General features: G+C 64.0%; 11 protein-coding genes. 4 read left to right on the forward strand and 7 right to left on the reverse strand.

The genetic code is table 11. The features are described from left to right. Window positions 1-6: 6 nt before the first annotated feature. The 7 genes from NKH29_RS00540 to NKH29_RS00570 all read right to left on the reverse strand — a co-directional run bounded on the left by NKH29_RS00540 (window position 7) and on the right by NKH29_RS00570 (window position 12,597). Window positions 7-1,047 carry a sulfate/molybdate ABC transporter ATP-binding protein gene (locus NKH29_RS00540; RefSeq protein ID WP_352482922.1) on the reverse strand — a complete coding sequence of 347 codons (1,041 nt, stop codon included), beginning with the start codon at window positions 1,045-1,047 and terminating at the stop codon, window positions 7-9. Between the two features lie 73 nt (window positions 1,048-1,120). Beyond that, a complete protein-coding gene (gene cysW, locus NKH29_RS00545) occupies window positions 1,121-2,005 on the reverse strand; it encodes a sulfate ABC transporter permease subunit CysW (protein WP_023720881.1) in 885 nt (294 codons plus the stop codon). Further along, entirely contained in the window at window positions 1,998-2,849 is an 852-nt protein-coding gene (gene cysT / locus NKH29_RS00550) for a sulfate ABC transporter permease subunit CysT (RefSeq protein WP_023720880.1), read from the reverse strand. Before cysT ends, cysW begins: the two co-directional genes overlap by 8 nt. Before the next feature lie 18 nt (window positions 2,850-2,867). Then, entirely contained in the window at window positions 2,868-3,896 is a 1,029-nt protein-coding gene (locus tag NKH29_RS00555) for a sulfate ABC transporter substrate-binding protein (protein WP_023720879.1), read from the reverse strand. Between the two features lie 219 nt (window positions 3,897-4,115). After that, window positions 4,116-4,802, reverse strand: coding sequence for a M15 family metallopeptidase (locus NKH29_RS00560; protein ID WP_352908870.1), 687 nt, complete (start codon window positions 4,800-4,802; stop codon window positions 4,116-4,118). A gap of 54 nt (window positions 4,803-4,856) precedes the next feature. Further along, a complete protein-coding gene (gene pbpC, locus NKH29_RS00565) occupies window positions 4,857-6,953 on the reverse strand; it encodes a penicillin-binding protein 1C (RefSeq protein WP_352482925.1) in 2,097 nt (698 codons plus the stop codon). A 163-nt stretch (window positions 6,954-7,116) separates the two neighbouring features. Continuing rightward, window positions 7,117-12,597 (reverse strand): alpha-2-macroglobulin family protein, encoded by a 5,481-nt coding sequence (locus NKH29_RS00570; protein WP_352998794.1) that lies wholly within the window; start codon window positions 12,595-12,597, stop codon window positions 7,117-7,119. Between the two features lie 273 nt (window positions 12,598-12,870). On the opposite strand from NKH29_RS00570, the gene NKH29_RS00575 reads away from it, so the two are divergent. The 4 genes from NKH29_RS00575 to NKH29_RS00590 all read left to right on the forward strand — a co-directional run bounded on the left by NKH29_RS00575 (window position 12,871) and on the right by NKH29_RS00590 (window position 24,018). Beyond that, window positions 12,871-14,799, forward strand: coding sequence for an autotransporter assembly complex protein TamA (locus tag NKH29_RS00575; RefSeq protein WP_023720875.1), 1,929 nt, complete (start codon window positions 12,871-12,873; stop codon window positions 14,797-14,799). Continuing rightward, a complete protein-coding gene (locus NKH29_RS00580) occupies window positions 14,799-20,849 on the forward strand; it encodes a translocation/assembly module TamB domain-containing protein (RefSeq protein ID WP_352998795.1) in 6,051 nt (2,016 codons plus the stop codon). The genes NKH29_RS00575 and NKH29_RS00580 overlap by 1 nt, the downstream gene beginning before the upstream one ends. Before the next feature lie 260 nt (window positions 20,850-21,109). Next, complete coding sequence (locus NKH29_RS00585) at window positions 21,110-22,762, forward strand: ABC transporter substrate-binding protein (RefSeq protein WP_352495141.1); 1,653 nt, start codon at window positions 21,110-21,112, stop codon at window positions 22,760-22,762. Window positions 22,763-22,983: 221 nt separating this feature from the next. Beyond that, window positions 22,984-24,018, forward strand: a complete 1,035-nt coding sequence (locus tag NKH29_RS00590) for an ABC transporter permease (protein ID WP_023720873.1) — start codon at window positions 22,984-22,986, stop codon at window positions 24,016-24,018.

A 24,018-nucleotide genomic window follows, 5' to 3' on the forward strand; every position in this document is an offset into this window, starting at 1 on the left:
AGAGGATCAAGCAGCCGGAAAAAGCTTCCAGCGCCGCGGCCTGAAAGCCACCCGGCTTTTCTGCGCCGCCGGATGGTCGACTGGCAACTCGATCTCGACCCGCTGGCGTTCGCCGCCGATTTCGAGCTCGACCCGCCTGGTGCCGGCGACGCGGCGGCTGGCGACAACCGTGCCGGCGATGCAGCCGTTGCATTCTTCCACCAGATCGACGTCGTGCGGGCGGAAGAACAGCGTCGCTTCACCTTGCGGTGCGTGCGGCGCGGAAAGCCCGATCGGCCGGTCGGCGATCCAGACCTGGCCGTCCTCGACCTTGACCGGGATCGAGCTCGATTCGCCGATGAAGCCATAGACGAAGGGCGAGTTCGGCGTGTCGTAGATCTCGTCGGCGGTGCCAACCTGCTCGATGCGGCCCTGGCTCATCACCACGACGCGGTCGGCAAGCTCCAGCGCCTCTTCCTGGTCATGGGTGACGAAGACCGTGGTGTGGCCGGTGGCGTCGTGGATGTCGCGCAGCCAGCGGCGCAGTTCGCGGCGCACCTGGGCATCGAGCGCGCCGAACGGCTCGTCGAGCAAAAGCACGGCCGGTTCGATCGCCATGGCGCGGGCCAGCGCCACGCGCTGGCGCTGGCCGCCCGAAAGCTGCGCCGGATAGCGTTTTTCCAGACCGGAAAGCTGAACGAGGTTGAGGAGTTCCGAGGCGCGGCGGCGGATTTCCTTCGCCGACGGGCGTGACGGCCCGTGCCGGACCTTGAGTCCGAAGCCGATATTGTCGGCGACCGTCATATGGCGAAACAGCGCGTAATGCTGAAAGACGAAGCCGACATTGCGCTCCTGGATCGACTTTTGCGAGGCATCCTCTTCGCCGAAGAAGATCTTTCCGCGGGTCGGCCGCTCCAACCCGGCAATCAGCCTGAGCAGCGTCGTCTTGCCGGAACCGGATGGCCCCAGCAACGCGATCAACTCACCCGACTTGATGTCGAGCGAAACGTCGTGAAGGGCCGGAAACCGCTCAAACTCCTTGCGCACGTTGGCAACGCGAACTTCCATACAAATCCCTTTTGTAGTTGATGCATGTCGTTATCCCAAAACCGGTTCCCACTTTTGGGCGACATGCATTTTGTCAGTGTCCGCGCGTCGCGGCGATCTCGGCGCCGTAGCGCATCTCGAGAAGTGTTTTCAAGACCAGTGTGACGAGCGCCAGGCCGGCAAGCAGCGAAGCGACGGCAAAGGCGGCGGCGGCATTGTACTCGTTATAAAGGATTTCGACATGCAGCGGCATGGTGTTGGTCAACCCGCGTATGTGGCCGGACACCACCGAGACCGCGCCGAACTCACCCATGGCGCGGGCATTGCACAACAGTACGCCGTAGAGCAATCCCCATTTGACGTTAGGCAACGTCACGTACCAGAACGCCTGCCAGCCATTGGCGCCGAGCGACAGGGCCGCCTCCTCGTCGCCATTGCCCTGCTCCTGCATCAGCGGGATCAATTCGCGGGCGACGAAGGGGAAGGTGACGAAGATGGTGGCCAGCACGATGCCCGGCACGGCAAACAGGATGACGATGCCATGCGCCTTGAGCCAGGCACCGAGCAGGCCTTGCGCGCCGAAGAGGAGTACATAGACCAGGCCGGAAATGACCGGGGAGACCGAAAACGGCAGGTCGATCAGCGTGGTCAGGAACGCCTTGCCCTTGAACTCGAACTTGGCAATCGCCCAGGCGGCGGAAATGCCGAAGACGACGTTGAGCGGCACCGAGATCGCCGCGACCAGAAGCGTCAGGCGGATCGCCGAGCGCGTATCCGGTTCCGACAGCGCCTGTGTGTAGGCCTCGATGCCTTTGGCGAAAGCTTCCTTGAAGACGATGATCAGCGGCAAGAGCAGGAAAATGCCGAGGAAGGCAAAGGTCACGATCATCAGCACGGTTCTCGCCGTGCGGCTTTCGGTCACCGCCGGCGACTGGCTTTCGTGGTGCGGCGCGTAGGATTTGATCTCCGGGTCAGCCATAGCGCTTGCGGCTCCACGTCTGCACCAGGTTGATGACCAGCAGCATCACGAAGGACAGCGCCAGCATGATCGCCGCGATCGCTGTCGCCGCAGCGTAATTATATTCCTCGAGCCTGATGACAATCAGAAGCGGTGCGATCTCGGATTTATAGGGCAGGTTGCCGGCGATGAAGATGACTGAGCCGTACTCGCCGACGCCGCGCGCGAAGGCCAGCGCGAAACCGGTGACGATGGCCGGCGCCAGTCCGGGAAGCAGGACGCGGCTGATGATCTGGAAGCGATTGGCGCCGAGCGTTGCGGCCACTTCCTCGACCTCCTTGTCGATCTCCTCCATGATCGGCTGCACGGTGCGCACGACGAAGGGCAGCCCGATGAAGATCAGCGCAATGACAATGCCGAGTGGCGTATAAGCGACTTTGATGCCGAGCGGCGTCAGCAGGCTGCCGATCCAGCCGTTCGGTGCGTAAAGCGTGGTCAGCGCGATGCCGGCAACCGCCGTCGGCAGCGCAAAGGGCAGGTCGACCATGGCATCGACGATGCGGCGGCCGGGAAAGCTGTAGCGCACCAGCACCCAGGCGACGATCGTGCCGAAGACGACGTTGACGGCGGCGGCAATGAAGGCGGTGCCGAAGCTGATTTCAAGCGCGTTGATGGTGCGGCGGTCGGTGACGATCGCCCAGAAGTCGGTCCAGCCGAGCGCCGCCGAGCGCCAGATCAACCCGGACAGGGGAATGAGGATGATGAGGGTGAGGTAGGCAAGCGAGAAGCCGAGCGTCAATCCGAAACCCGGAATGACGCTCGGCTGCCTGAACCGCCACCCCGCCTTGGCGGGTGCTGTGGTCATGTCGTCCTGATCTAAATGCTACTGGGCCGGCTTATAGATCTGGTCGAATATACCACCGTCGCCGAAATGATAAGGCTGTGCCTTCTTCCAGCCGCCAAAAAGTGGGTCGTCGATGGTGACCAGCTTGATCTCAGGCTGCTTGGCCAGGTCCTCCGCCGGCACCAGGTCGGGCTTCGAAGGGCGATAATGGTTCTTGGCGATGATCGTCTGGCCTTCCTTGGAATAGAGGTAGCTCAGATAGGCTTCGGCAACTTTGCGTGTGCCTTTGGCGTCGACATTGGCGTCGACCACTGCGACCGGCGGCTCGGCCAGGATCGAGGTCGGCGGGTAGACGATATCGAAATTGTCAGCGCCGAACTCGTCGAGCGCCAGATAGGCCTCGTTTTCCCAGGCGAGCAGCACGTCGCCTAGCCCTTTTTGCGCAAAGGTCACGGTGGCGCCGCGCGCACCGGTGTCGAGAACCGGGACATGCGCATAGAGATTGCCAACGAATCCCTTGGTCTTGGCCTCGTCGCCGCCATCCTTGGCGCTGGCATAGGCCCAGGCGGCAAGATAGTTCCAGCGCGCGCCGCCGGAGGTCTTCGGATTGGGCGTGATCACCTGGACGTCATCCTTGACCAGATCGCCCCAATCATGAATGCCCTTGGGGTTTCCCTTGCGGACGAGGAAGATGATGGTCGAGGTGTAAGGCGCCGAATTGTTTTCGAATTTCGTCCGCCAGTCGGGATTGATCTTCTTCGTTTTCGAGACAATGGCGTTGATATCGCCTTCGAGCGCCAGCGTCACCACGTCGGCGTCGAGCCCGTCGATCACGGCGCGCGCCTGGGCGCCGGATCCGCCATGCGACTGCTGGATGGTCACCGTCTCGCCTGTCTCGGCCTTCCAGTGGGCGACAAAGGCCTCATCGAATTGCTTGTAGAGCTCACGCGTCGGGTCATAGGACACGTTGAGAATGGTGGTGTCGGCAAACGCGAAACCGAGCGTGCCGAACTGGACCGATGTGGCGACCAGTGCGCCGAGCAGTTTCCTGAAATGAGGTTTGGTCATTTCCGCCTCCGTTGAACTCGCGCCAAATCTACCGAATTGATAGAATTTAGATGCATTCAATGTTGCCTTTTTTGGCCTATTGAAGCAATTTTTCGCCTACTTTCGGCGATGGGAGGAACTATTTTCCCTTGCACGGGACCTGCGCTCCCGACGCGATTATCTAGAGACGGCTAGCTCTTCGGCAATGGCGGCGTCGCGTCCGAACGAGGTTTTGGCGGACTATTCGGCGGTGACGGGAAAGTTGAAGCGCTCTCTTGGAAACGGCTCGTTTTCCAGCGTGAAGTGCCACCATTCGCGTGCGTAATTCTTGAAGCCGCCGGCGCGCATCGCCTCGACAAGTTTTTTGCGGTTTGCCGCCGCTTCACTGGCGATCGGTCGGTGAGCCGTTTCGCTCGTCGGATCGAAACAGTCGAAACCGGTGCCGAAATCCAGCGTGTCGGCATCGGTCGCGCCGCAGGCCGGTTTCGGAGCGCTCTTGCGGTCCGCTCGCGTGATGGCGACATCGACCGTCGATCCGCGCGAATGGGTGGACAGTTCGCCGATATAGCCCTTGGCGATGAGATCCTTGCGCTTGACCTTTGGGTACCATTGCGGGTCCGGTGGTCCGCTCGTTTTTGTCCAGTCACCCATGTCGGAGACAGCACGCGCAGGGCGGTAGCAGTCGAACACGACCAGCGTCAGCCCTCCGGCAGCAATCGCTTTCTGCACTGCGGAAAGCGCTTGCGCCGCTTGGCTGGTGAGGACGCATACCGGCGCATCGTAACCGCATACCTTGCGATGCAGGAAGTTTTCGAGGCCGGCATAGCGGATATCCTGCCGGATACTGGGATCGATGTCGGCCAGCCGAACAAAGCCGGCGGGGAGGGCGTCAGCAGAGGCCGAGGAAATACCGGCGGCCGAAAGCAAGGCGTAAAACCCAATCCGCTGAATCACCTGCCGGAAACTATTCAAGGGAAACTTTCACTCGACAAAAACCTTCACACTGGCCGCGCGCCCCGCCGCATCGACTACGGTCAGGGTGGAATAGCCGGCGCCGTCCGGCTGCCAGGTCGCGGTGCGCCGCCGGTCGATGCCGACCAGCGGCTTGCCGTTGGCCAGCCAGCGGAACGGTGCGCGGCCGCCTTGCAGCTTGAGCACCAGCGGCGAGGCGTCGGCCGAGGAAGTGCCGAGATCGACACGGGCGCCGTCAGGCGGAAAGACGATGGTTGGTGCAGGTTCGGTCGGCGTCGCCTGCACCAGCCCGTCGACGCCGGCGCCGAAGCGCGTCAGCGTCACCGGCAATTCTTCGCGCTTTGGCCGGCGGACGCCGGACGGTTGGCTTGGCAGCGGCACGGCGGCTAGGCTGGAACGGACAAAGCCTTCGAACAGAATGGGCGCGGCCGAGACATAGCCGGACAGACCGGGCACCGCGCCGGCATCGGGGCGGCCGACCCAGACGCCGAGCACATAACGGCCGTCGAAGCCGACCGACCAGGCGTCGCGATAGCCGTAGGAGGTGCCGGTCTTGTAGGCGATGCCGCGTTGGGCGGCACCCTGGGGCGGCTTGACGCCCGACAGGATGTCGGTGATCTGCCAATTCGCCTGACCATCGAGGATGGTGGTGGTCGAGCGTTCGGTGTTCGCCGGCTCGGTGCCGTCATGCAGCGTGTGTGCCTTGCCGCCATTGGCAAGGCCGGCATAGAGTTGGACGAGGTCGCGCAGCGTCACTCCGACGCCACCGAGGCCGATCGCCAGGCCAGGCGCTTCGTTGACGGGCAGGATCGGCATCACGCCTGCCTGGCGAAAGCGCGCCATCAGCCGGGCCGGGCCGACCGCGTCGAGCACGCGGATCGCCGGCACGTTGAGCGACAATTGCAGCGCCTGCCTGATGCTGACATCGCCCTGATAGCCCATGTCGAAGTTCTTCGGCCGGTAACCGGAGAAATCGGCCGGGCTGTCCTCGATCAGCATCTCCTGCGCCACCAGGCCTTGCTCGAAGGCGAGGCCGTAGATGAACGGCTTCAGCGTCGAGCCAGGCGAGCGAACGACCTTGGTCATGTCGATCCAGCCCGAACGGCTGGCATCGAAGAAATCGGCAGAGCCGACCTCGCCAAGAATATCGCCGGTGCGGGCATCGGCCAGCACCATGGCCACCGAGAGGCGAGGGCCGAGCTTGGCGGCGGCATCCTTGGCCACCTGCTCCAGCCCTTCCTGGACACTCTTGCGGATCGTCAGTTGCAGCTTCTGGCCGGGAATGGCCTTGGGCAGCATTGCATAGGCAGCATGAGCAGCGAGCGCCGGCAAGGTCCGCCGCAGCCCCGACACATCGTCGAGCGCGGCTCGCGCGGCCTCGCGTTCGCCGAGCAGGCCTGCCGACACCATGCGGGTCAGCACGCGGTCGCGGGCGGCATGAGCGACTTCGAGGTTGCGGTCAGGGCGTCGCTTTTCCGGCAATTGCGGCAAAGCGACGAGCAGGGCCGCCTCAGAGACCGTCAGCGGCTTCGGCTCCTTGCCGAAATAGGCGAGCGAAGCGGCGCGCACGCCTTCGAGATTGCCGCCATAGGGCGCCAGCGTCAGGTAGCGTTCGAGGATCTCGCGCTTGGACAGCCGCCGTTCTATCTGGACGGCGCGCAGCATCTGTTTGATCTTCGAGCCGAGGCTGCGGCTGTCGCGCGGTTCGATCAGCCGGGCGAGCTGCATCGAGAGCGTCGAACCACCGGAGACGATATGGCCGCTGGTCGCGAACTGGCCGGCCGCACGCGCCAGTGCCAGCACGTCGACGCCTTGATGATCCCAGAAGCGCTTGTCCTCATAGGTGACCAGCATGTCGACGAACTGGTTGTCAACCTGGTCCAGGTTGGTCGCAAGCCGCCAATAGCCGTCCGGCGTGGCGAAGGCCCGCAACAGCTGGCCGTCACGGTCCTGCACCTCGGTCGAGACCGTCAGCGCAGCCGGCAGCGGCGGCGGAAAAGCGCGGTCGAGCTGCCAGAGGGCGACAGCGGTGATTGCGGCGAAGGAAATGCCCGCAATGGCCGCTCGGCGGAGGAATCTTTTGGAGAGCACGGCGCCGCCCCTCATCCGCCTGCCGGCACCCTCTCCCCGTGGAGGACGGGGAGAAGGTGAATGGCCGCAACGCTGGCGACCCCCTCTCCCTGTCCTTCACGGGGAGAGGGTAAGGGTAAGGGGCGGCGCGGCGTCACGTCGTTAGCTACAGCCAACCAGTTTGCGTCCCTCTCCATCGTTACGGCGCCTTGACCTCCATCATGCCGGTGGCGGTGCGGGCCGAATATTGCGGCCGGTACATGTCTTCGATCGTTGCTGCCGGGTGGGCATAGGTGCCCGGCGTCACCGCGCGTACGACGTAGGCGAGCGTGATGTTGCGGTCGCCGTCGCCGTCGTTCGGATTGAAGGCCGCGACGAAACGGTCGTTGCGGAATTCGAGATGGGCAGCATCGGTCTGCGCCAGCCAAGAGAAGTTCGTCAATTGGGCGCTGGAGACCAGGCCCGGATTGTCGATCTCGAAGCCGGCCGGCAACAGGTCGGTGATCAGCAGCCGCGAAGGCCAGGTGTTCTGCTCGTAAACCTTGAGCACGACGACATAGCGTTCGTTCTGCTTGACCTCCGTCACGTTGGCCTCTGTGCCGTCGAGCTTGTAGTAGGTACGGCTGATGGTAAAGCCGTTGCCGCCGGCCGGCAGAGGCTGGATCGGCGAGGCCACGGTGGTGACGACCGCCTGCAGCGGATTTCTGCCGGTGTTGACGATGGTCAGCGGACTGTCGGCCAGTTCGCCACCGGCGATCTGGTCCGAATAGCCGCCGGCATGCGGTGCGCCGTTGACGGTCAGCGCGATCGAATCATTGCCGGCCTTCAGCGCGCGGGCCGCCAGCAGCATCCAGGACTCGTCCTGGGTGCTGGTCCACCTGGCGTCGGCGCGTTCCCTGGTCACCAGCTGGATCAGCGCCGGCACGATGGTCGGCACCGGCTTGCTTTCCGCGGCAAGCGCCAGGATCGCCGCACCGTCACGCAGCGGCGAGCCATAGTCGGACCGGTAATAGTCATATTCCGGCGTCGACTTGGCCAGTTGCAACGCGGCCTGGAAGGTTGCCTCCGAGCGCTGCGTGTCACCGTAGAGCGCGAGAGAGGCCGCCAGTTGGGCGACGGCCATCGGGCTGGTAAAGGCTTCGAGCTGGGTGTCGGCGTAATAACGCAGATCGCCGACCGAGGCCTTCTTGTTGCGGGCAAGCACATAGAGCGCATAAGCGATCTCACTGCCGCGATCCTGGACGTCCTGGTCGTAGCCGATCGCGTTCTGCAGATTGCTCAGCGCCTGGTTCATCGCCAGGGCCGGCACGTCGTATTTCTGCTCGCGCGCCCGGGTCAGGAAATCGGTGACATAGGCGTCGAGCCACAGATCGCCGGAACCCGGACCCCACAGACCGAAGCTGCCGGCCGAGGCCTGGTAGCTCAGCACCTTGTAGATGGCGTCCTGGACGCGGCCATGCAGATCGGGGTCGCTGGCCATGCCGATGCCGGAAGCCATCTCGTTGACGTATAGAAGCGGCATGGCGCGGCTGGTGGTCTGCTCAGCGCAACCATAGGGATAGCGGTCGAGCGTCATCAGCAGCGACGGCACATCGAAGGCAGCTGACTGTGAAACGCCGACGCTCACCGAAGCGCCATCGAGCAGGCTTGCCGCCAACAGTTCCTTGTCGACGCGCAGCGCGCCGCCATTGCCCTTGAGGTCGACGACCATGCGGGTGGTCACCGGCAGTTGCGCCGGGCGCACCGGCACATAGAGCGTCTGCTCGACGGCGGTGCCATCGGCATGCGCAAGCTTGATGGTGATCGAGGCGTTGCCCGCGGTCTGCGCAATCAACGGCACGGTCAGCGTCTGCCGCTTGCCTTTGGCGAGCGTCAGCTTCTCAGGCAAGGCGGCACTGCCGGTAGACAGGTCGCCCGTCGTGTCGATGGTCAGCTTGTAGTCGCCAGCGGGGCCATCGGTGTCGGCGACGTCGAGCCGCATGACGGCGGAATCGCCGGGCGCCAGGAAGCGCGGCAGGCCGGCGGTGATCACCACCGGATCGCGCACGATGACGTCTGACTGGGCATGGCCGACCGCTTCCTTTGTCCAGGCGACGGCCATGACGCGCACGGTGCCGTTGAACTGCGGTATGTCGAAGTCGATCCGCGCCTTGCCGTCGGCGTCGAGCTGGACCGGGCCGGAGAAGAAGGCGACCAGCTTTTCGGTCGGCGGACTGCCTTGCGACTGCATGTTGGCGCCATCGCCGCCAGTGCGCAGCTTGCCGGTCGTGCCCAGCGAGCCGTCGATCAGCCGGCCATAGATGTCGCGAACCTCGAGACCGAGCATGCGCTGGCCGAAGAACCAGTTCTCCGGATCCGGTACCTTGTAGTTGGTCAGGTTGAGGATGCCGACGTCAACGGCCGCGACCATGACATAGGCGTTGGTGCCGGGCTGCACGCCGGCAACGGCGACCGGGATCGACAGCTGCTGGCGCGGCATGGTCTTGTCCGGCGGCGCCAAGCTGACGGCAAGCTTACGCGAGCCGGGATCGAGCTTCAGCCATTTGACGCCGATGGCGCGCGCCGGCATGCGCGTCTCTTGCGCATCGCCCGGCCTGAACAGCGTTGCCGTGACGTAGGCGCCGGCACCCCAATCGTCCCCGACCGTGATGTCGACAGTGCTGCCGCCGGCCGGCACGCTGGCCGTGACCGTCCTCAAGAGCTTGTCGGCGCCGATGGTGACGAGCAATTCGCCGGCAAAGTGCGGCGATACTTTGAGCTTGGCTACTTCGCCCGCCGCATAGGTTTCCTTGTCGAGGGCGATCTCGAGCCCGTCGGGCGTTTCGGTCGTGGTGGAACTGACGTACCAGCCGGCGTCGAACTCGTAGCTGGTCGCCGGACCTTCCGGATCCGATGTCTCGATCTCGAGCCGGTAGCGGCCCCAGTCGACCGGCAGCGACATGGTAGCCTCGCCATCGGCGCTCAGGTCGACCCGGCCGTTGGCCACCGCCTTGGTGAAGATGACCGGCTCATAGTTCCAGGAATTGCTCGAGCGGTACCACTGGTAGCTGCGCTCGACCTTGACCAGTGACCACTGCGCGCCCTTCAGCGCTTCACGCTTGCCGTCTGGGTCGACGGCGATCAGGCTGAACTTGGCCGTGCCGCCTTGCGGCACCTCGTCGCCGTCGAAATCGGGGCGGATGCCGATCATGTGGCCCTGCGGGCGGATGCCGATATTCAGCGAGCGCTCGATCGCACGGCCGCCGGTCTCGCGCAACCGGACCGTGACCTTGGCATCGACCAGCTTGGTGGTGGATGGCAATTGATCGACGGAAACCGGGAAGGTCGCCTTGCCGTCGTCGCCGACCACCGGCAGGCCGGTGAAGGGCGTCACCGTTGGTTCGGCCGACTGTTCGTCGGCCAGACCGAAGGAATAGCCTTTGAAGCGGTCCCAGTCGCGGCCGGTCGACAGCGTCAATTCGCCTTCGAGCGCGAGGCCCGCGGCCGGCGCGCCATAGAGAAAGCGGCCGTCGACGGTGATGTTGGCGGTCTCGCCCTGGGCGATCTCCTGCTTGTCGGCGGACAGGTCGAACTCGATGCGATCCGGGACGAAGTCCTCGACCAGGAACATCTGGCTGGCGACCGCCGCCTGCTTGGGATCGGTGTGGATCGCCACTGTCCAGGTGCCGCGCATGGCGTTGGGTTCCAGCGGCAGGTCGACGGCGTGGCCGCCGGCCGATGCTCCGTCGCTGACGATGCGGCGGTCCTCGACGCCGTCGGGCCGCGAGAAGATGAAGGTGAGCGGCAGGTTCTCGACCGCCTTGGCGGCACTGTCGCGGGCAAGAGCCGAGACGTGGACGTCCTCGCCGGCGCGGTAGATGCCGCGCTCGGTCCAGGCATAGACGTCGAGCGCGCCCGGCGCCGCACGTCCGGCGACGCCGCGGTCGGACAGGTCGAACCCGGCGCGGCCCATATCGAGGAAGACGAAGTCGTCGTCGCCCTGCTTGGCCATCAGCACCGCCGGTGCCATGCCGCTGTCGCCGCGCGTCAGGCCGGGATTGAACACCGCCCGCCCTTCCGCGTCGGTGGTCGCGGTGCCAAGGATCTCGTTGTTCCTGGCCAGCAGCGTCAGCTCGGCGCGGGCAATCGGCTTGGCGGTTGCGAGCGAACGGGCAAAGACGTTCAGCCCATCCTGTCCGGTATAGGTCGACAGGCCGATGTCGGAGACGACGAACCATTGCGTGGCGTGCGAATCATAGTCGTCGCTGCGATCGTTGACGGCTTGTGCGGTCAGCACATAGACGCCGGGCTTGCGCTTCGGCAACGCCTCGTCGATGGGGAAGGAGGTGGTGACTTCCTTGTTGAGGTCGTTGGCGATGTCGAGCTGGCCTTGCCAGACCGGCTCGCCCATCTGTTCGGAGATGTTCGAAATGTCGTAGCCGTCAAGTTGGCGCAGGAACTGATACCCCGACAGAAGCTGGGCCAGCGAGCGGTCGCCGATGCGGAAGAGCTTCATTTCGGCGGCATTCATGTTGACGGTGACGACCGGTATGCCGCGGCGTGCGCCGGCGGGCAGCACGAAGCTGTCGCCGGTGAAGCGGGCCGAAGGCGCGCGGTCCTGCACGTAGATCGACAGTACCACCGGTGCCGCGGTGACCTCGCCAATGGCGGCCGGCAGGCCGGCGCGGAAGGTCACGTCATAATGCTGGCCGTGCTCGAGCCCTTCGACGCAGATCTGCTTGTCCTCGGCTTCGACGCCCTTGGGAGCGGCGTTGTCGACGGTGACGAACTGGGAATAATCGACGCCGGTCTTGACCAACTCCTCGGAGAACTGCGCGCAGATACGCGGCGCGCTGGTGTCGGCATCGACGGTATGATCGATGACGCGGAAGCCCTTGCGGGCCTTGAGATCCTGATAAGCGGCCCTGACCGCCGGCGAATTGACCAAAGCGAGGCTCGCCTCGTAGGCCTGCAGGGCCGGCCTGTAGAGGTCGCGGCGGTCAAGGCCGTCGCCGAGCAGCGCCAGCACGTCGGCGCGCGTCTTGGTGGTGCGCAGCAATTTGTAGGCGTTGAAGGCGGCGGAAGTGGCGTTCGCCGGAAGGGTCGACGGCTCCGAACTGTTGGCGGTCGGATGGACGGCAAGCGTTTCGCGCGCCAGCTCGAGCCAGAGCTGGCCATCATCCGGCAACACCGAAACCGCCGCTTCGTATTTGTGCATGGCCGAGCGATGATCGCCCGTCAGCGCCGACTGTTCGGCGGCGGCCCTCAGCGCCGTCAGCCCCTCTGTCGGCTTGGTGTAGGTCGGCCCGGTGAGCTTGTTGCGGTATTGCTGGGCCTGGTCGGCCATCCAGTTGGGGAAGAAGGCGAGTTCGGGTGGCGCGCCGATGTCGGGATCGCCATCGATGTTGACGACCTTGCCGGCGACGGCGCCGCCGAAGGGTTTCAACGAGTTGTAATCGGATTTAAGGAAGCACCATTTGGCCTTGAGGTTGTAGGTGAAGGCGCGGCAGGCCGGATCGCCGAGGCAGGTGGTCTTGCACTGGTCGAGGCTGACATTCTGGTCGGATCTGAGATCGAAACCAAAATAGTCGGAATTTTCCGATGTCACCACCCGCCGGGCTTCGGCCGCTTGCGCGACACCGCTCCAGGCGAACAAGAGAAGGAAAAGAATCGATAGACCACGAGCCGCGCGCATTGCCATAAACCCCTCCAGACAAGTGCTTACGTCCAGAAATCTTCAAGCTTCAGTCGCGCTTGTCAACATCAGGACGCGGCAGGATCCGCCTGCCAACGGTTTGCTTTCCGGTCGGTGACCGGTAGTTGCTCCATAGGACAGGGGATCACGCTTTCTTGCGGCGACGCAGAAGGTGTGAGTTCCAAGCCCTGTCTATTTCAGCAATTGGATTGTGGCCCCTTTACGAGTGCTTCAGAACTTCATTCCAATTTTAGGTTTGCGAGCTAGGCTAGGAGCATAATGCCGGCGTATGAAAGGCAGATGTCGGGAGGAACCGCGCCACAGCGCGCGCTTTCGCGCGCCCTGCTTTTCGCTTTGTTGTGCTCGACGGCACTTGTTGCCGAAACCGGAAGTGCGGCAGCCTTCGAGATTTTCGGCATCAAGCTGTGGGGGTCGTCAAAGGACGAAGATGCCGACATCGTCGACCCACTGCGCTATGCCGTGACGATAGAAGCGCCCGACGCCGACGAGGATCTTGCCGAGAAGCTCGAAAACGCCTCGGCGCTGAAAGCCGACGAGGAACACCCGGTATCAGGTTCGCTGGGTCTTTTGGCCAAGGCGCGCAGCGACCGTGAGCAACTTGTCGCCGCGCTCTACGCGGACGCGCGCTACGAGGGTGTCGTCACCATCACTATTCAGGGCAAGCCGCTCGACGATCTGCCGCCCGATGCCGAGTTTTCCGGCCCGCAGCCGATTCCGGTGGTGATAAGCATAGCAGCCGGACCCAAATTCACGCTTGGCAACATCAGGCTGAAAGGCGATGCAGCGGGGCTGGCAAGTGCCGACTTCGGTCTGATCGCCGGCGGTGACGCCAGTTCGGGCGCCGTGCTCAAGGCCGAGGCGGCGATCGTGCGGGCACTCAAGCAAGAAGGCAGGCCGCTGGCCAAGGTGACGGGCCGCGAGATCGTCGCCGAGCACGCCGGTTCGACGCTCGACGTGACGCTCACCGTCGCGGCCGGGCCGGTCGCCGGCTATGGCGACACCACTGTCGAGGGCACCGAAAAGGTCGACCGCGATTTCACCGAATATATGACCGGCCTGAAGCGCGGCCGCCAATATTCGCCCGATGAGATCGACGATGCGCGCGACCGGCTGCTCGGGCTCGAGGTCTTCAACAGCGTGACGGTGAAGGAAGCCGACGCGCTCGACGCCGACGGCAACATCCCGATCGGTGTCCAGGTAAGCGAACGCAAGCCGCGCTATTTCGGCATTGGCGGCAGTTTCTCAAACACCGAAGGGCTGGGCCTCGAAGGCTATTGGGGGCACCGCAATCTGTTTGGCCGCGCCGAAAAGCTGCGCATCGACGGCAAGATCAGCGGCATCGGCAGCAACGACTTGACCCAGCTCAATTATAATGCCGGCGTCATGTTCGAAAAGCCGGGCGTGGTCGGGCCGGCGTCGAAATTCATTGCCAGCGTCAATACCGTGCTGGAGCACCCCGACGCCTACGACCATTTCTCGATCAAGGGCAGCACCGGCCTGTCCTACGAACTCGACAAGAAGCAGACGGTTTCCGCGCAAGTCGCGCTCGACTATTCCAGGATCCACGACGCTTTCGGCAAGCACACCTATCTGATCGCCAGCATTCCGCTGCAATATGTCTACGATAATCGCGACAGCAAGCTGAATCCGACCAGGGGCTTCAGGGTGCTGGCCTATGCCGAGCCGAGCTACGACATTTTGAGCGGGGCTGCGTTCGTCAAGCTGAAGGGCGAGGGGTCGGCCTACCAGTCGCTCGATTCGGCCTCGAAATTCGTTTTCGCCGAACGTGTCGCCATCGGCTCGATCATCGGCGCCGGTCTTCAGGATGTTCCGGCCGACCGCCGCTTCTACTCCGGCGGCGGCGGCTCGGTGCGCGGTTATGCCTATCAGGGCATCGGCCCGAAGGACAGCAACGGAGAGCCGATCGGCGGGCTTTCCTTCTTCGAGACCTCGGTCGAGATGCGCATCGCTGTCACCGACAAGATCGGCGTCGTGCCGTTCGTCGATGCCGGCACGGTGTCCACCAGGCAGGTCCCCGATTTTTCGGACATGAAGGTCGGCGCGGGTGTAGGCTTGCGCTATCTGACGGCGTTCGGGCCGCTGCGCATCGACGCGGCAGTGCCGCTCAACCGCGGCCCCGACGATCCTCATTTCGGCATTTATGCCGGCATCGGCCAGGCATTCTGATGGCAATATTCAGGCGCATCCTCCGTATCCTTTTCTACACGCTGCTCATCGTGGTGGCAGCGGCGGTGGGGGCACTCGTCGTGCTGACCAAAACCGAGCGCGGCCGCGAAAACCTTGCCGGCATCATCTCGACCATGGCCTCGACCGGCGATCGCAAGGTCACTGTCGTCGGCATCGACGGTATCTGGTCGGGCGCGCTGAGGGTCGATCATCTCGTTCTGGAGGATCGCGAAGGCGCCTGGATGGTGGCGCGCAAGGTGGCTGTCGACTGGTCGCCGCTGGCACTCCTGTCGAAGAGCTTCAGCGCCGATCGTATTGGGGCCGAGCGTATCGAGTTGGCAAGGCTGCCGGTGGCCAGCACACAGCCGAGCCAAAGCGGAGCGACCACGCTGCCGGTTTCCATCGACGTCAAGCAGCTCGACCTTCCCGAAATCGCGCTCGGGCAGGCTCTGGCCGGCAGCGGTGTCGCCGAACTTGCAGCCAAGGGAGCGCTCAAGGCGGACGCCTCGCCATTGGCCATCGAGAGCAGCCTCAACATCGTTCGCCATGACGGCAAGCAAGGCACGGTCGACGCCAAAGCCCATTTCGCGCCGGCTGACAACAAGCTCGACTTAGACCTTAAGGCATCCGAGCCGGCCGGCGGCATCATCGCCAACCTGCTCAAGCTGCCGGGCGCGCCGCCAGTCGACATTGTCGTTTCCGGCACAGGACCGCTCGCCAACTGGAATGGTATTGGGACTTTCGTTGTCGACGGCCGGATCGTCACCCAACTCACCGGTCGCCATCAGCTCACCGATAAGGGCCATTATGTCGAGGCCAACGGCGATGGCGAATTCGAGCGCTTCCTGCCCGAAACCCTGAAACCGCTGTTTGCCGGCAAGACCACCTTCGACCTTGCCGGCACAGCGACCGCGGCCGGCGGCGTCGATGTCGAGCGCGCCAATATCGACAGCGGCGCCGTGCACGCGACCGCCGCCGGCATTGTCGATCCGAACGGCGTCAGCGATCTTTCTGTGAAACTCGCCGCGAAAGGACCGCCGATCGTGCTTAGCCTCGGCAGCGAGGCACAGCCGATAACCGTGGCGATCAAGGACGCCACGGCCCGCGCTTTCGGCTATGGCAAGGCGCCGATGGTGGATATCGGCGCGTCGCTGGTCTCCGTGGTGGCGGGCGGCACGCGGGTGGACGACCTGATCGGGCAAGTGCATTCTGATGGCTTCGACATCCAGAACCGTAGCGGGCCCGTCACCATCAAGCTGACGGCGGCCGGCCTGAACACCGACGTTGCGACATTGGCGCCGCTGATAACGGGAAGGGTCAGCGCCGGTCTCGCCGGCTCGGTCAGCAAGGAACAGGTCGTTGTCGACCAAGGCACGCTGCGCAGCGACGCGCTCAATGCGTCCGTGACGGCCACTGTGGCGCTGGCCGATCTGTCGATGACGCTCAAGATGAATGCCGACGCGGCTTCGGCGGCGCTGCCGCCGCAGATCAGCTCGGTTCTCGGCGAGCGTGTGCAGTTTTCCGCAACCGCGACACGCGACCCGGACGGTGCGTTCGCCGCCAACGCATTGCAGCTCACCTCCGGTACGCTTAGTGCCAGCGGCATCGCCAGTGCGCAAGGCACCGATATCCGGGCCGATATCAAGGGCACGCTCGGCGACGTGTCGGTACTGTCGCCGCTGGTCGGCGCGAAGGTCGGCGGCGCCGTCGGTTTCGCGCTGACGGCAAGCGGCGCGCGCAGCGCACCGGATTTCTCGGTTTCGGCCAACAGCGACAGCCTGACGGCGTCCGGCCATGCGGTGAAGCAGATCAAGTTGAGCGCGAGCGGCAAGGCCGACATTGCCAGCCCTGCCGCCGATGTCTCGCTGACCGGCTCGGTCGACGACCAGCCGCTCGACCTCAAGGCATCGCTGGTCACCACCGACGGCAAGCGCTCCATCAATGGGCTTGCCGTCTCACTGGCCGACAACAAGGTCTCCGGCGACCTCGGGCTCGACGACAACCTGCTGCCGCTCGGCACGTTGAACCTCGATGCCGCGGATATTGCTCCGCTGGCCAGACTTGCCGGCCAAACGGTAGCCGGCGACGTGCGTGGCACGATCCGTTTCGCGAATGACAATGGTGCGCCGACGGTCGCGATCGATGCGACGAGCGCCGCGATTTCGCGCGGCGAACTGGCGGCGAAGACAATCGCCGTCAACACTCTGGTCGCCAATTATCTCAAAGCCCCGGCGATCTCCGGCAAGATCAAGGCCGACACGATCACCTCCGGAACCACGGTGATCAGCGGCATCGACGTCGACCTGAAGCGCGATGGCGACTGGACCGGCTTTAGCGGCGGCGCCACGGTCGCCGGCATTCCGGCCAGCGCGGCCGGGCGGGTCAGGGTTGCGAACGGCATCACCAGCATCGAGCTTGCCTCCGGCGAGGCGACCATCCGCGGCATCAAGGCAGCGGTCGCGCAGCCATCGGCGCTGACAATCGCCAATGGCATGGTGAGCATAGAGAAACTGGCGCTCGGTGTCGGCGGTGGTTCGGTTGCCGTGTCGGGTACGGCTGGCCAGACGCTCGATCTCGCTGCCACCTTGTCGGCGGTGCCGGCAGCACTTGCCAATGATTTTTCACCGGGCCTCGATGCCGCGGGCACGCTCAGCGGCACCGCGCAAGTCACGGGATCGTCGGCTGCCCCAGACATTCGCTTCAACGCCCGGCTCAGCGGCGGCGAAACCAGCCAGACCCGGCGGGCCGGGCTCGGGCCGCTCAATCTCGATGCGGCTGGCCGTTTCTCGTCGGCCAGCGGCGTCGCCATCGAGCATGCGACGCTTGCCGGCGAGAAAATCTCCGGCAAGGCAGCCGGCACCATCAATCCGAACGGTGCCAGCGATTTCTCGCTCGACCTCGCATCCACCGGCCCGAGCCTGCCGCTTTCGCTCGGCAGCAAGGAGAGCCCGATCAAGCTCGAGCTGCAGACGCTGTCGCTAAAGGCGGCCGGGCAGGGCACCCAGCCGAAGCTCGACATCTCCGCGACGCTGCCATCGGCCGCCACCAATCTAGCTAAGATCGAGGGCATCACGCTTGCGCTGCACTCCGACCGCTTCGACGTGAAAGCCCGGAGCGGGCCGATCTCCGGCTCGGTGACCGCCGAAAAAATCGGCCTCGACAATCCGACCGTCGCGCCGCTGATCGCCGGCAAGGTCACTGCCAAAGTCGCCGGCAGCCTTGCCGCCGACGCTGTCATCATCGATAGCGGCACCGTGACCAGCGACGCGTTGAACAGCGGCTTCAACGGGCGGGTCTCGCTGGCCGACGGCGCCATCGATCTAAATCTCAAGGCGGATGCCGCGTCGGCGGCGCTGCCGGTAGCGGCGCGTGGCATGCTCGCCGAGCGGACGCAACTCAGTGCCGCGCTGAAGCGGGACGCCAACGGCAGTGTCACCGCCAACGCGATCAGGCTGTCATCAGGCGCGCTGACCGCAGACGGGCAGGCGAGCCTTGCCGATAACAAGCTGAGCGCCGACGTCAAAGGCGCGCTGGGCGACGTCTCGCTGCTATCCAAGGATGCCAAAGGCGCTATTTCTTTCGCGCTGAATGCGCAAGGCGCCAGCACCGCGCCGGATCTGTCGCTGACTGTCAACAGCGATAGGCTTTCGGTGGCGGCGCGTGAGATCACCGGACTGAAGCTCACCGCCACCGGCAAGGCTGATGCCGCCAACCCGGCGGCAAATGTACAACTCACCGGAAATGTCGCGGGCCAGTCGCTGCAGGGTAGTGCCGTGCTGGCGACATCGGACGGCAAACGCGCCATCAACGGGCTTTTGCTGTCGCTGGGCAAGAACCGTATTTCCGGCGACCTGGCGCTCGACGATGCCTTCGTGCCGGTCGGTACGGTAGCACTGGACCTGCCCGATATCGGTCCGCTTGCTGCCCTGGCACTGGAAAAGGCCGATGGCGATGTGCGCGGCACGATCGCCTTCTCCAAGGCTGGCGCCGTGCCGCAGGTCGCCATCAAGGCGACGACGGGCTCGATCTCGCGCGGCGATGTCTCGGCCAAGGCCGTGACCATCGATGCGCTGATCGCCAACTACCTGGCGGCACCGGTGATCTCCGGAAAAATCCGTGCCGACAGCGTCACTTCCGGCGGCACGGTTATCCGTGGTGTCGACGTCGATCTCAAGCGCGACGGCGAATGGACCGGTTTCTCCGGTGGCGCCACCGTGAAGGATATTCCGCTGAAGGCCGGCGGCCGGGTCAGGGCGGTCAAGGGCACGACGACGGTCGAACTTGCCTCCGGCGAGGCGACCATTCGCGGCATCAAGGCGGCTATCGCCCAGGCCTCGACCATCAACATCGCCAATGGAGTGACCAGCCTCGACAGGCTGGTGCTCAACCTCGGCGGCGGAACGGCGACGGTCACGGGCAAGGCTGGGCAGGCGCTCGACCTCAACGCGACGCTGGCCCGCGTCCCGATCTCGATAGCCAACAGTTTTTCGCCTGGCCTCGATGCCGCCGGCTCCGTCTCGGGCACGGTGAAGGTGACGGGCGCGCCGGCCAATCCGGCCGTCGCCTTCAAGATCGACGCCGCAGGCGTTCAGACGTCGCAGACCCGCGGTGCAGGTTTCGGCGGCATGGGCGTTTCGTCTTCAGGTACGTATTCGGGCAACAGACTGACCTTCGACGCCAACATGAGCGATGCCGCCGGCCTTGGCCTCAAGGGCGGCGGCACGATGACGACATCAGGCGCGCCCACCCTTGATCTCAACTTTTCCGGCAAGGTGCCGTTCGCCTTCCTCACCAGGACACTCGCCGCGCAAGGCCTGTCCTTGAGCGGCACGGCCGACGTCGATGTGCAGGTGCGCGGCCCGGCGACGTCGCCGGTGATCTCAGGCACGGTCCGTACGTCAGGCGCCCGCCTGGTCGACGCGCGCTCGGGGCTTGCGATCAACGACATCACCGCCGATGTCGCTATCGGTGGTGGCGTGGCCAGGATCAACCGCCTGACCGGCACGCTGTCGACGCGTGGCAGCCTTTCGGCCAGCGGCACCGTCGGCATCGATCCGGCTAAGGGTTTCCCAGCCGACCTGTCGGTCAAACTGGTCGACGGCCGTTATACCGACGGCAAGGTGGTCACTGCTAACCTCGGCGGCGACCTGACCATCAAGGGACCGCTCACCTCCGGGCCGGTGATTTCCGGTACCGCCAACCTGGCCAAGACCGTCATCACCGTACCCGAAAAGCTGCCCGGCTCGCTGGCCGAGCTCAACGTCAAGCACAAGAATGCGCCGGCAGCCGTGCGTGCGCAGGACAAGGCGTTGCGCCCGGCCGCTGCAAGCAGCGGTGGCGGCGGCAGTGGCCTCAACCTCGACGTCACGATCAATGCGCCGAGCCAGATCTTCATCCAGGGCAGGGGCGTCGACGCCGAGCTCGGCGGTTCGCTGCGGCTGACCGGTCCGGCATCGTCACCCCAGGCGGTCGGCACCTTCACCTTGCGGCGCGGGCGGCTGACGATCCTTGCCAAGCGGCTGACCTTCACCGAAGGCACGGTCGGCTTCTCGGGCTCTCTGGTGCCCTACCTCAACCTTACGGCGCAATCCAAGACAACCAGCGCCACCGTGACCATCGTGGTGTCGGGCGAGGCGACCAACCCGAAATTCACCTTCTCCTCGGTACCCGCGCTGCCGGAGGACGAGGTGCTGGCGCAGCTGATCTTCGGCCGTTCGATGTCGAACCTGTCGCCGCTGCAGATCGCGCAGCTTGCCGAGGCTGCCGGACAACTGGCCGGCGTCGGCGGCTCGACCTCCCTGCTGCAGAACCTGCGCAGCGCGATCGGCGTCGACGATCTCGACGTAATCACCGACGAAGAGGGCGGCACCGCCGTCTCGGCGGGCAAGTATCTCAACGACCGCACTTACGTGACGATCCAGAAGGGCGATAGGCCCGGCTCGGGCAAGGCAACCGTCGATCTCGACGTCGGGCGCGGCGTCAAGCTGCGTGGTGAGGCAACCGACGCCGGCGAAGCCAAAGGCGGTGTTTTCTATGAACGGGAATATTGAAACGGCTGTTCGCGCAGAACAGTTGGTTGCCCGAAGAACGAGCGGCGCAGCAGCAAATGTCCCGGTTTAATTGTCCGTGGAGATTTCGCGCGAAATCCCTGGCGCAGTAGCAAATTTGCGCCAAGACTGTCGTTATCGCGCGAACCGCCCTGCTTTCAAAGTTGCACATTCCTTGGCATGTTCCCAATCCGTGCCGTCTTTGACATCATGGCGCGAATGCGGAATGTTAAAAGGCAGAAAGCCAACAATGGGAGTTAGTCATGACGATCTACAAGAGTAACGGCGACCGCGTTCCCGATCACATCCTGGCCATGGCCGAAGACGCCAAGGCAGGCAAGATGGATCGTCGCGAATTTCTGGCTCTCGCCAGCGTCTTCGGTGCGTCGACGGCGATGGCATATGGCATACTTGGCCTTGCAGACCCCACGCCGGCCAAGGCGGAAGAGGTCCAGGGCAAGAAAGGCGGCGTATTGAAGGTCGCGCAGTGGATCAAGGATCCGAAGGATCCGCGCAAGTCCGACTGGTCGGAAATCGCCAATGCCGAGCGTCAGGCGCTCGAGCCGCTGGTCAAATATACCACCGAATACACATTCCGCCCCTATCTGCTGGAGAGCTGGGACGTGAATGACGACGCTACCGAATACACGCTGCATGTGCGCAAAGGCGTCACCTGGAACAACGGCGATCCGTTCACCGCAGACGACGTCATCTTCAACCTCAAGCGTTGGGCCGACAAGAAGGCCGAAGGCAATTCTATGCCCGGTCGCCTCGGTTCGCTGGTCAAGGACGACAAGCTGGATGAGAGCGCGGTAACCAAGGTCGACGACCACACGATCAAGCTGACGCTCAGCAAGCCCGATATCGCCCTCATTCCCAACGTGTGCGACTATCCCGGCCTCATCGTCCACAAGACGTTCGACGAAAAAGGCGGCGACTTCAAGTCCTGCCCGATCGGCACTGGGCCGTTCGAGCTGGTCTCTTACGATGTCGGCCAGAAAGTGGTCTACAAGCGTCGTGAAGACAACAAGTGGTGGGATGGCGAGGTCTTCCTCGACGGCATCGAGTTCATCGACTACGGCACCGATCCGGCGGCGATGGTCAGCGCTTTCGAAGCTGGCGAAGTGCACACCAATTTCGAAACCTCGGCCGACTATGTGTCGATCCTCGACGGCATGGACCTGGCGAAGTCCGAGGTCGTCACCGCCTCGACGATCGTCTGCCGCACCAATGTGACCAACAAGCCTTACGGCGACCAGAAGGTTCGCAACGCCCTGCAGCTCGCGGTCGACAACGCTGTCGTCCTCCAGCTCGGCTACGGCAATGCCGGCACGGTTGCCGAGAACCACCATGTCGCGCCGATCCATCCGGAATACTACGAATTGCCGAAGGTTGCTCGCGACCCGGCCAAGGCAAAGGCGCTGATGGCGGAAGCCGGCCAAGCCGATTTCGAGCACGAGCTGATCACGGTCGACGAAGACTGGCACAAGAACACCGGCGATGCGATCGCCGCGCAGATGCGCGACGCCGGCATCAAGGTAAAGCGTACGGTGCTGCCGGGTTCGACCTTCTGGAACGACTGGACGAAGTATCCGCTGTCGATGACCAACTGGAACATGCGGCCGCTCGGCGTCCAGGTTCTGGCGATCGGCTATCGTACAGGTGAAGCCTGGAACGAGACGGCTTGGTCGAATCCCGAGTGGGATGCCAAGCTCAACGCTGCGCTGGCAGTTGCCGACGCCGCCAAGCGCAAGGAAATGATGAAGGATATCGAGCAGATCCTGCAGGATTCCGGCATTATCATCCAGCCTTATTGGCGCAAGCTCTACAGCCATTCGGTCAAGGCGGTGCAGAACTACAAGATGCACCCGACCTTCGAGCGCGACTACGGTAAGGTCTGGCTCGACCAGGCCTGACCGGACGATCCGGAAAGGGGCGTCTGGCCCCTTTCTCTCGCTCGTTGCATGGTCCTTGGACCGGAAGTCGGCGCAGGAAAAAGTTGCGGACTCTTCGGCCGGGGTCTGCAATAAAAAGGGTATTGCATCTGGGACTGGTCTGAAGGCTTGTTCTGCCGCTGGCGGCAGGGCACGGCTTGCAAACCGGTTCCACCCCCCAACCCGACCGGCAGGGGACCGCCATGCTTTCTTTCGTTATCAGGCGTCTCGGCACCATGGCATTGACGATGCTGTGCCTGACGATGATCGTCTTCTTCCTGGTCAATCTCGGGCCCAATCTGAAGAAGCTCGCGATCAGCCAAACCGAAATGCACACATCGGCCGAGCAGCTCGAGGCTTGGCTGGTCAATCATGGCTATCGGCAGAATTTCTTTGTCCGCTACGGACAATGGCTGGGCGTCGTGCCCAAGCAGCCGGTGACCGACCCGGCGACAGGCAAGCCAGCGCAGCGTTTCTCCTTCTGCAACGATCCGGTCGTGCCGACATTTTCCGGCATCCTGCAAGGCGATTTCGGCTGCTCGACCAAATTCAAGACGACGGTCGCCTCGAAACTCTTTCCGGCGCTCAGCGCCACCGGCATCCTGATGCTCTGCGTGCTTGCGGTTATGGTGCCGGTCTCGCTCCTGATCGGCATTCTTGCCGGCATGCGCGAGGGCTCACGCACCGACCGCACATTGTCGGTGGCTTCGATCGCCTCGACGGCGACGCCCGAATATGTTTCGGGCGTCATCTTCACCGTCATCTTCGCCTCCTGGCTCGGCGTGCTGAACGGCTCGGCGGCCTCGGCCAGCCAGGGCATCACCTTCTACAATTTCACCTTGCCGGTGATGACGCTGGCGATCTACGGCATCGGCTACATCGCCCGCATGACCCGCGCCTCGATGGTCGAGGTGATGACGCAGCAATATATCCGAACCGCCCGGCTGAAGGGCCTCTCCTTCGGCAGCGTGGTGGTAAAGCACGCTCTGCGCAACGCGCTGATCGCACCGTTCACGGTCATCATGCTGCAGTTCCCCTGGCTGCTCACCGGCGTCGTCATCGTCGAGGTGATGTTCCGATACCAGGGGTTCGGCTACACGCTGGTCGAGGCGGCCGGCAACAACGACATCGATCTTCTGCTCGGCTGCTCGCTGGTCTCGGTGTTTATCGTCCTGATCACACAGCTCATCTCCGATGTCGGCTACGCGTTCCTCAATCCGCGCATCAGAGTTCAATAG

Source organism: Mesorhizobium sp. M1295 (genome assembly GCF_040318135.1).
Taxonomy (GTDB): Bacteria; Pseudomonadota; Alphaproteobacteria; order Rhizobiales; family Rhizobiaceae; genus Mesorhizobium.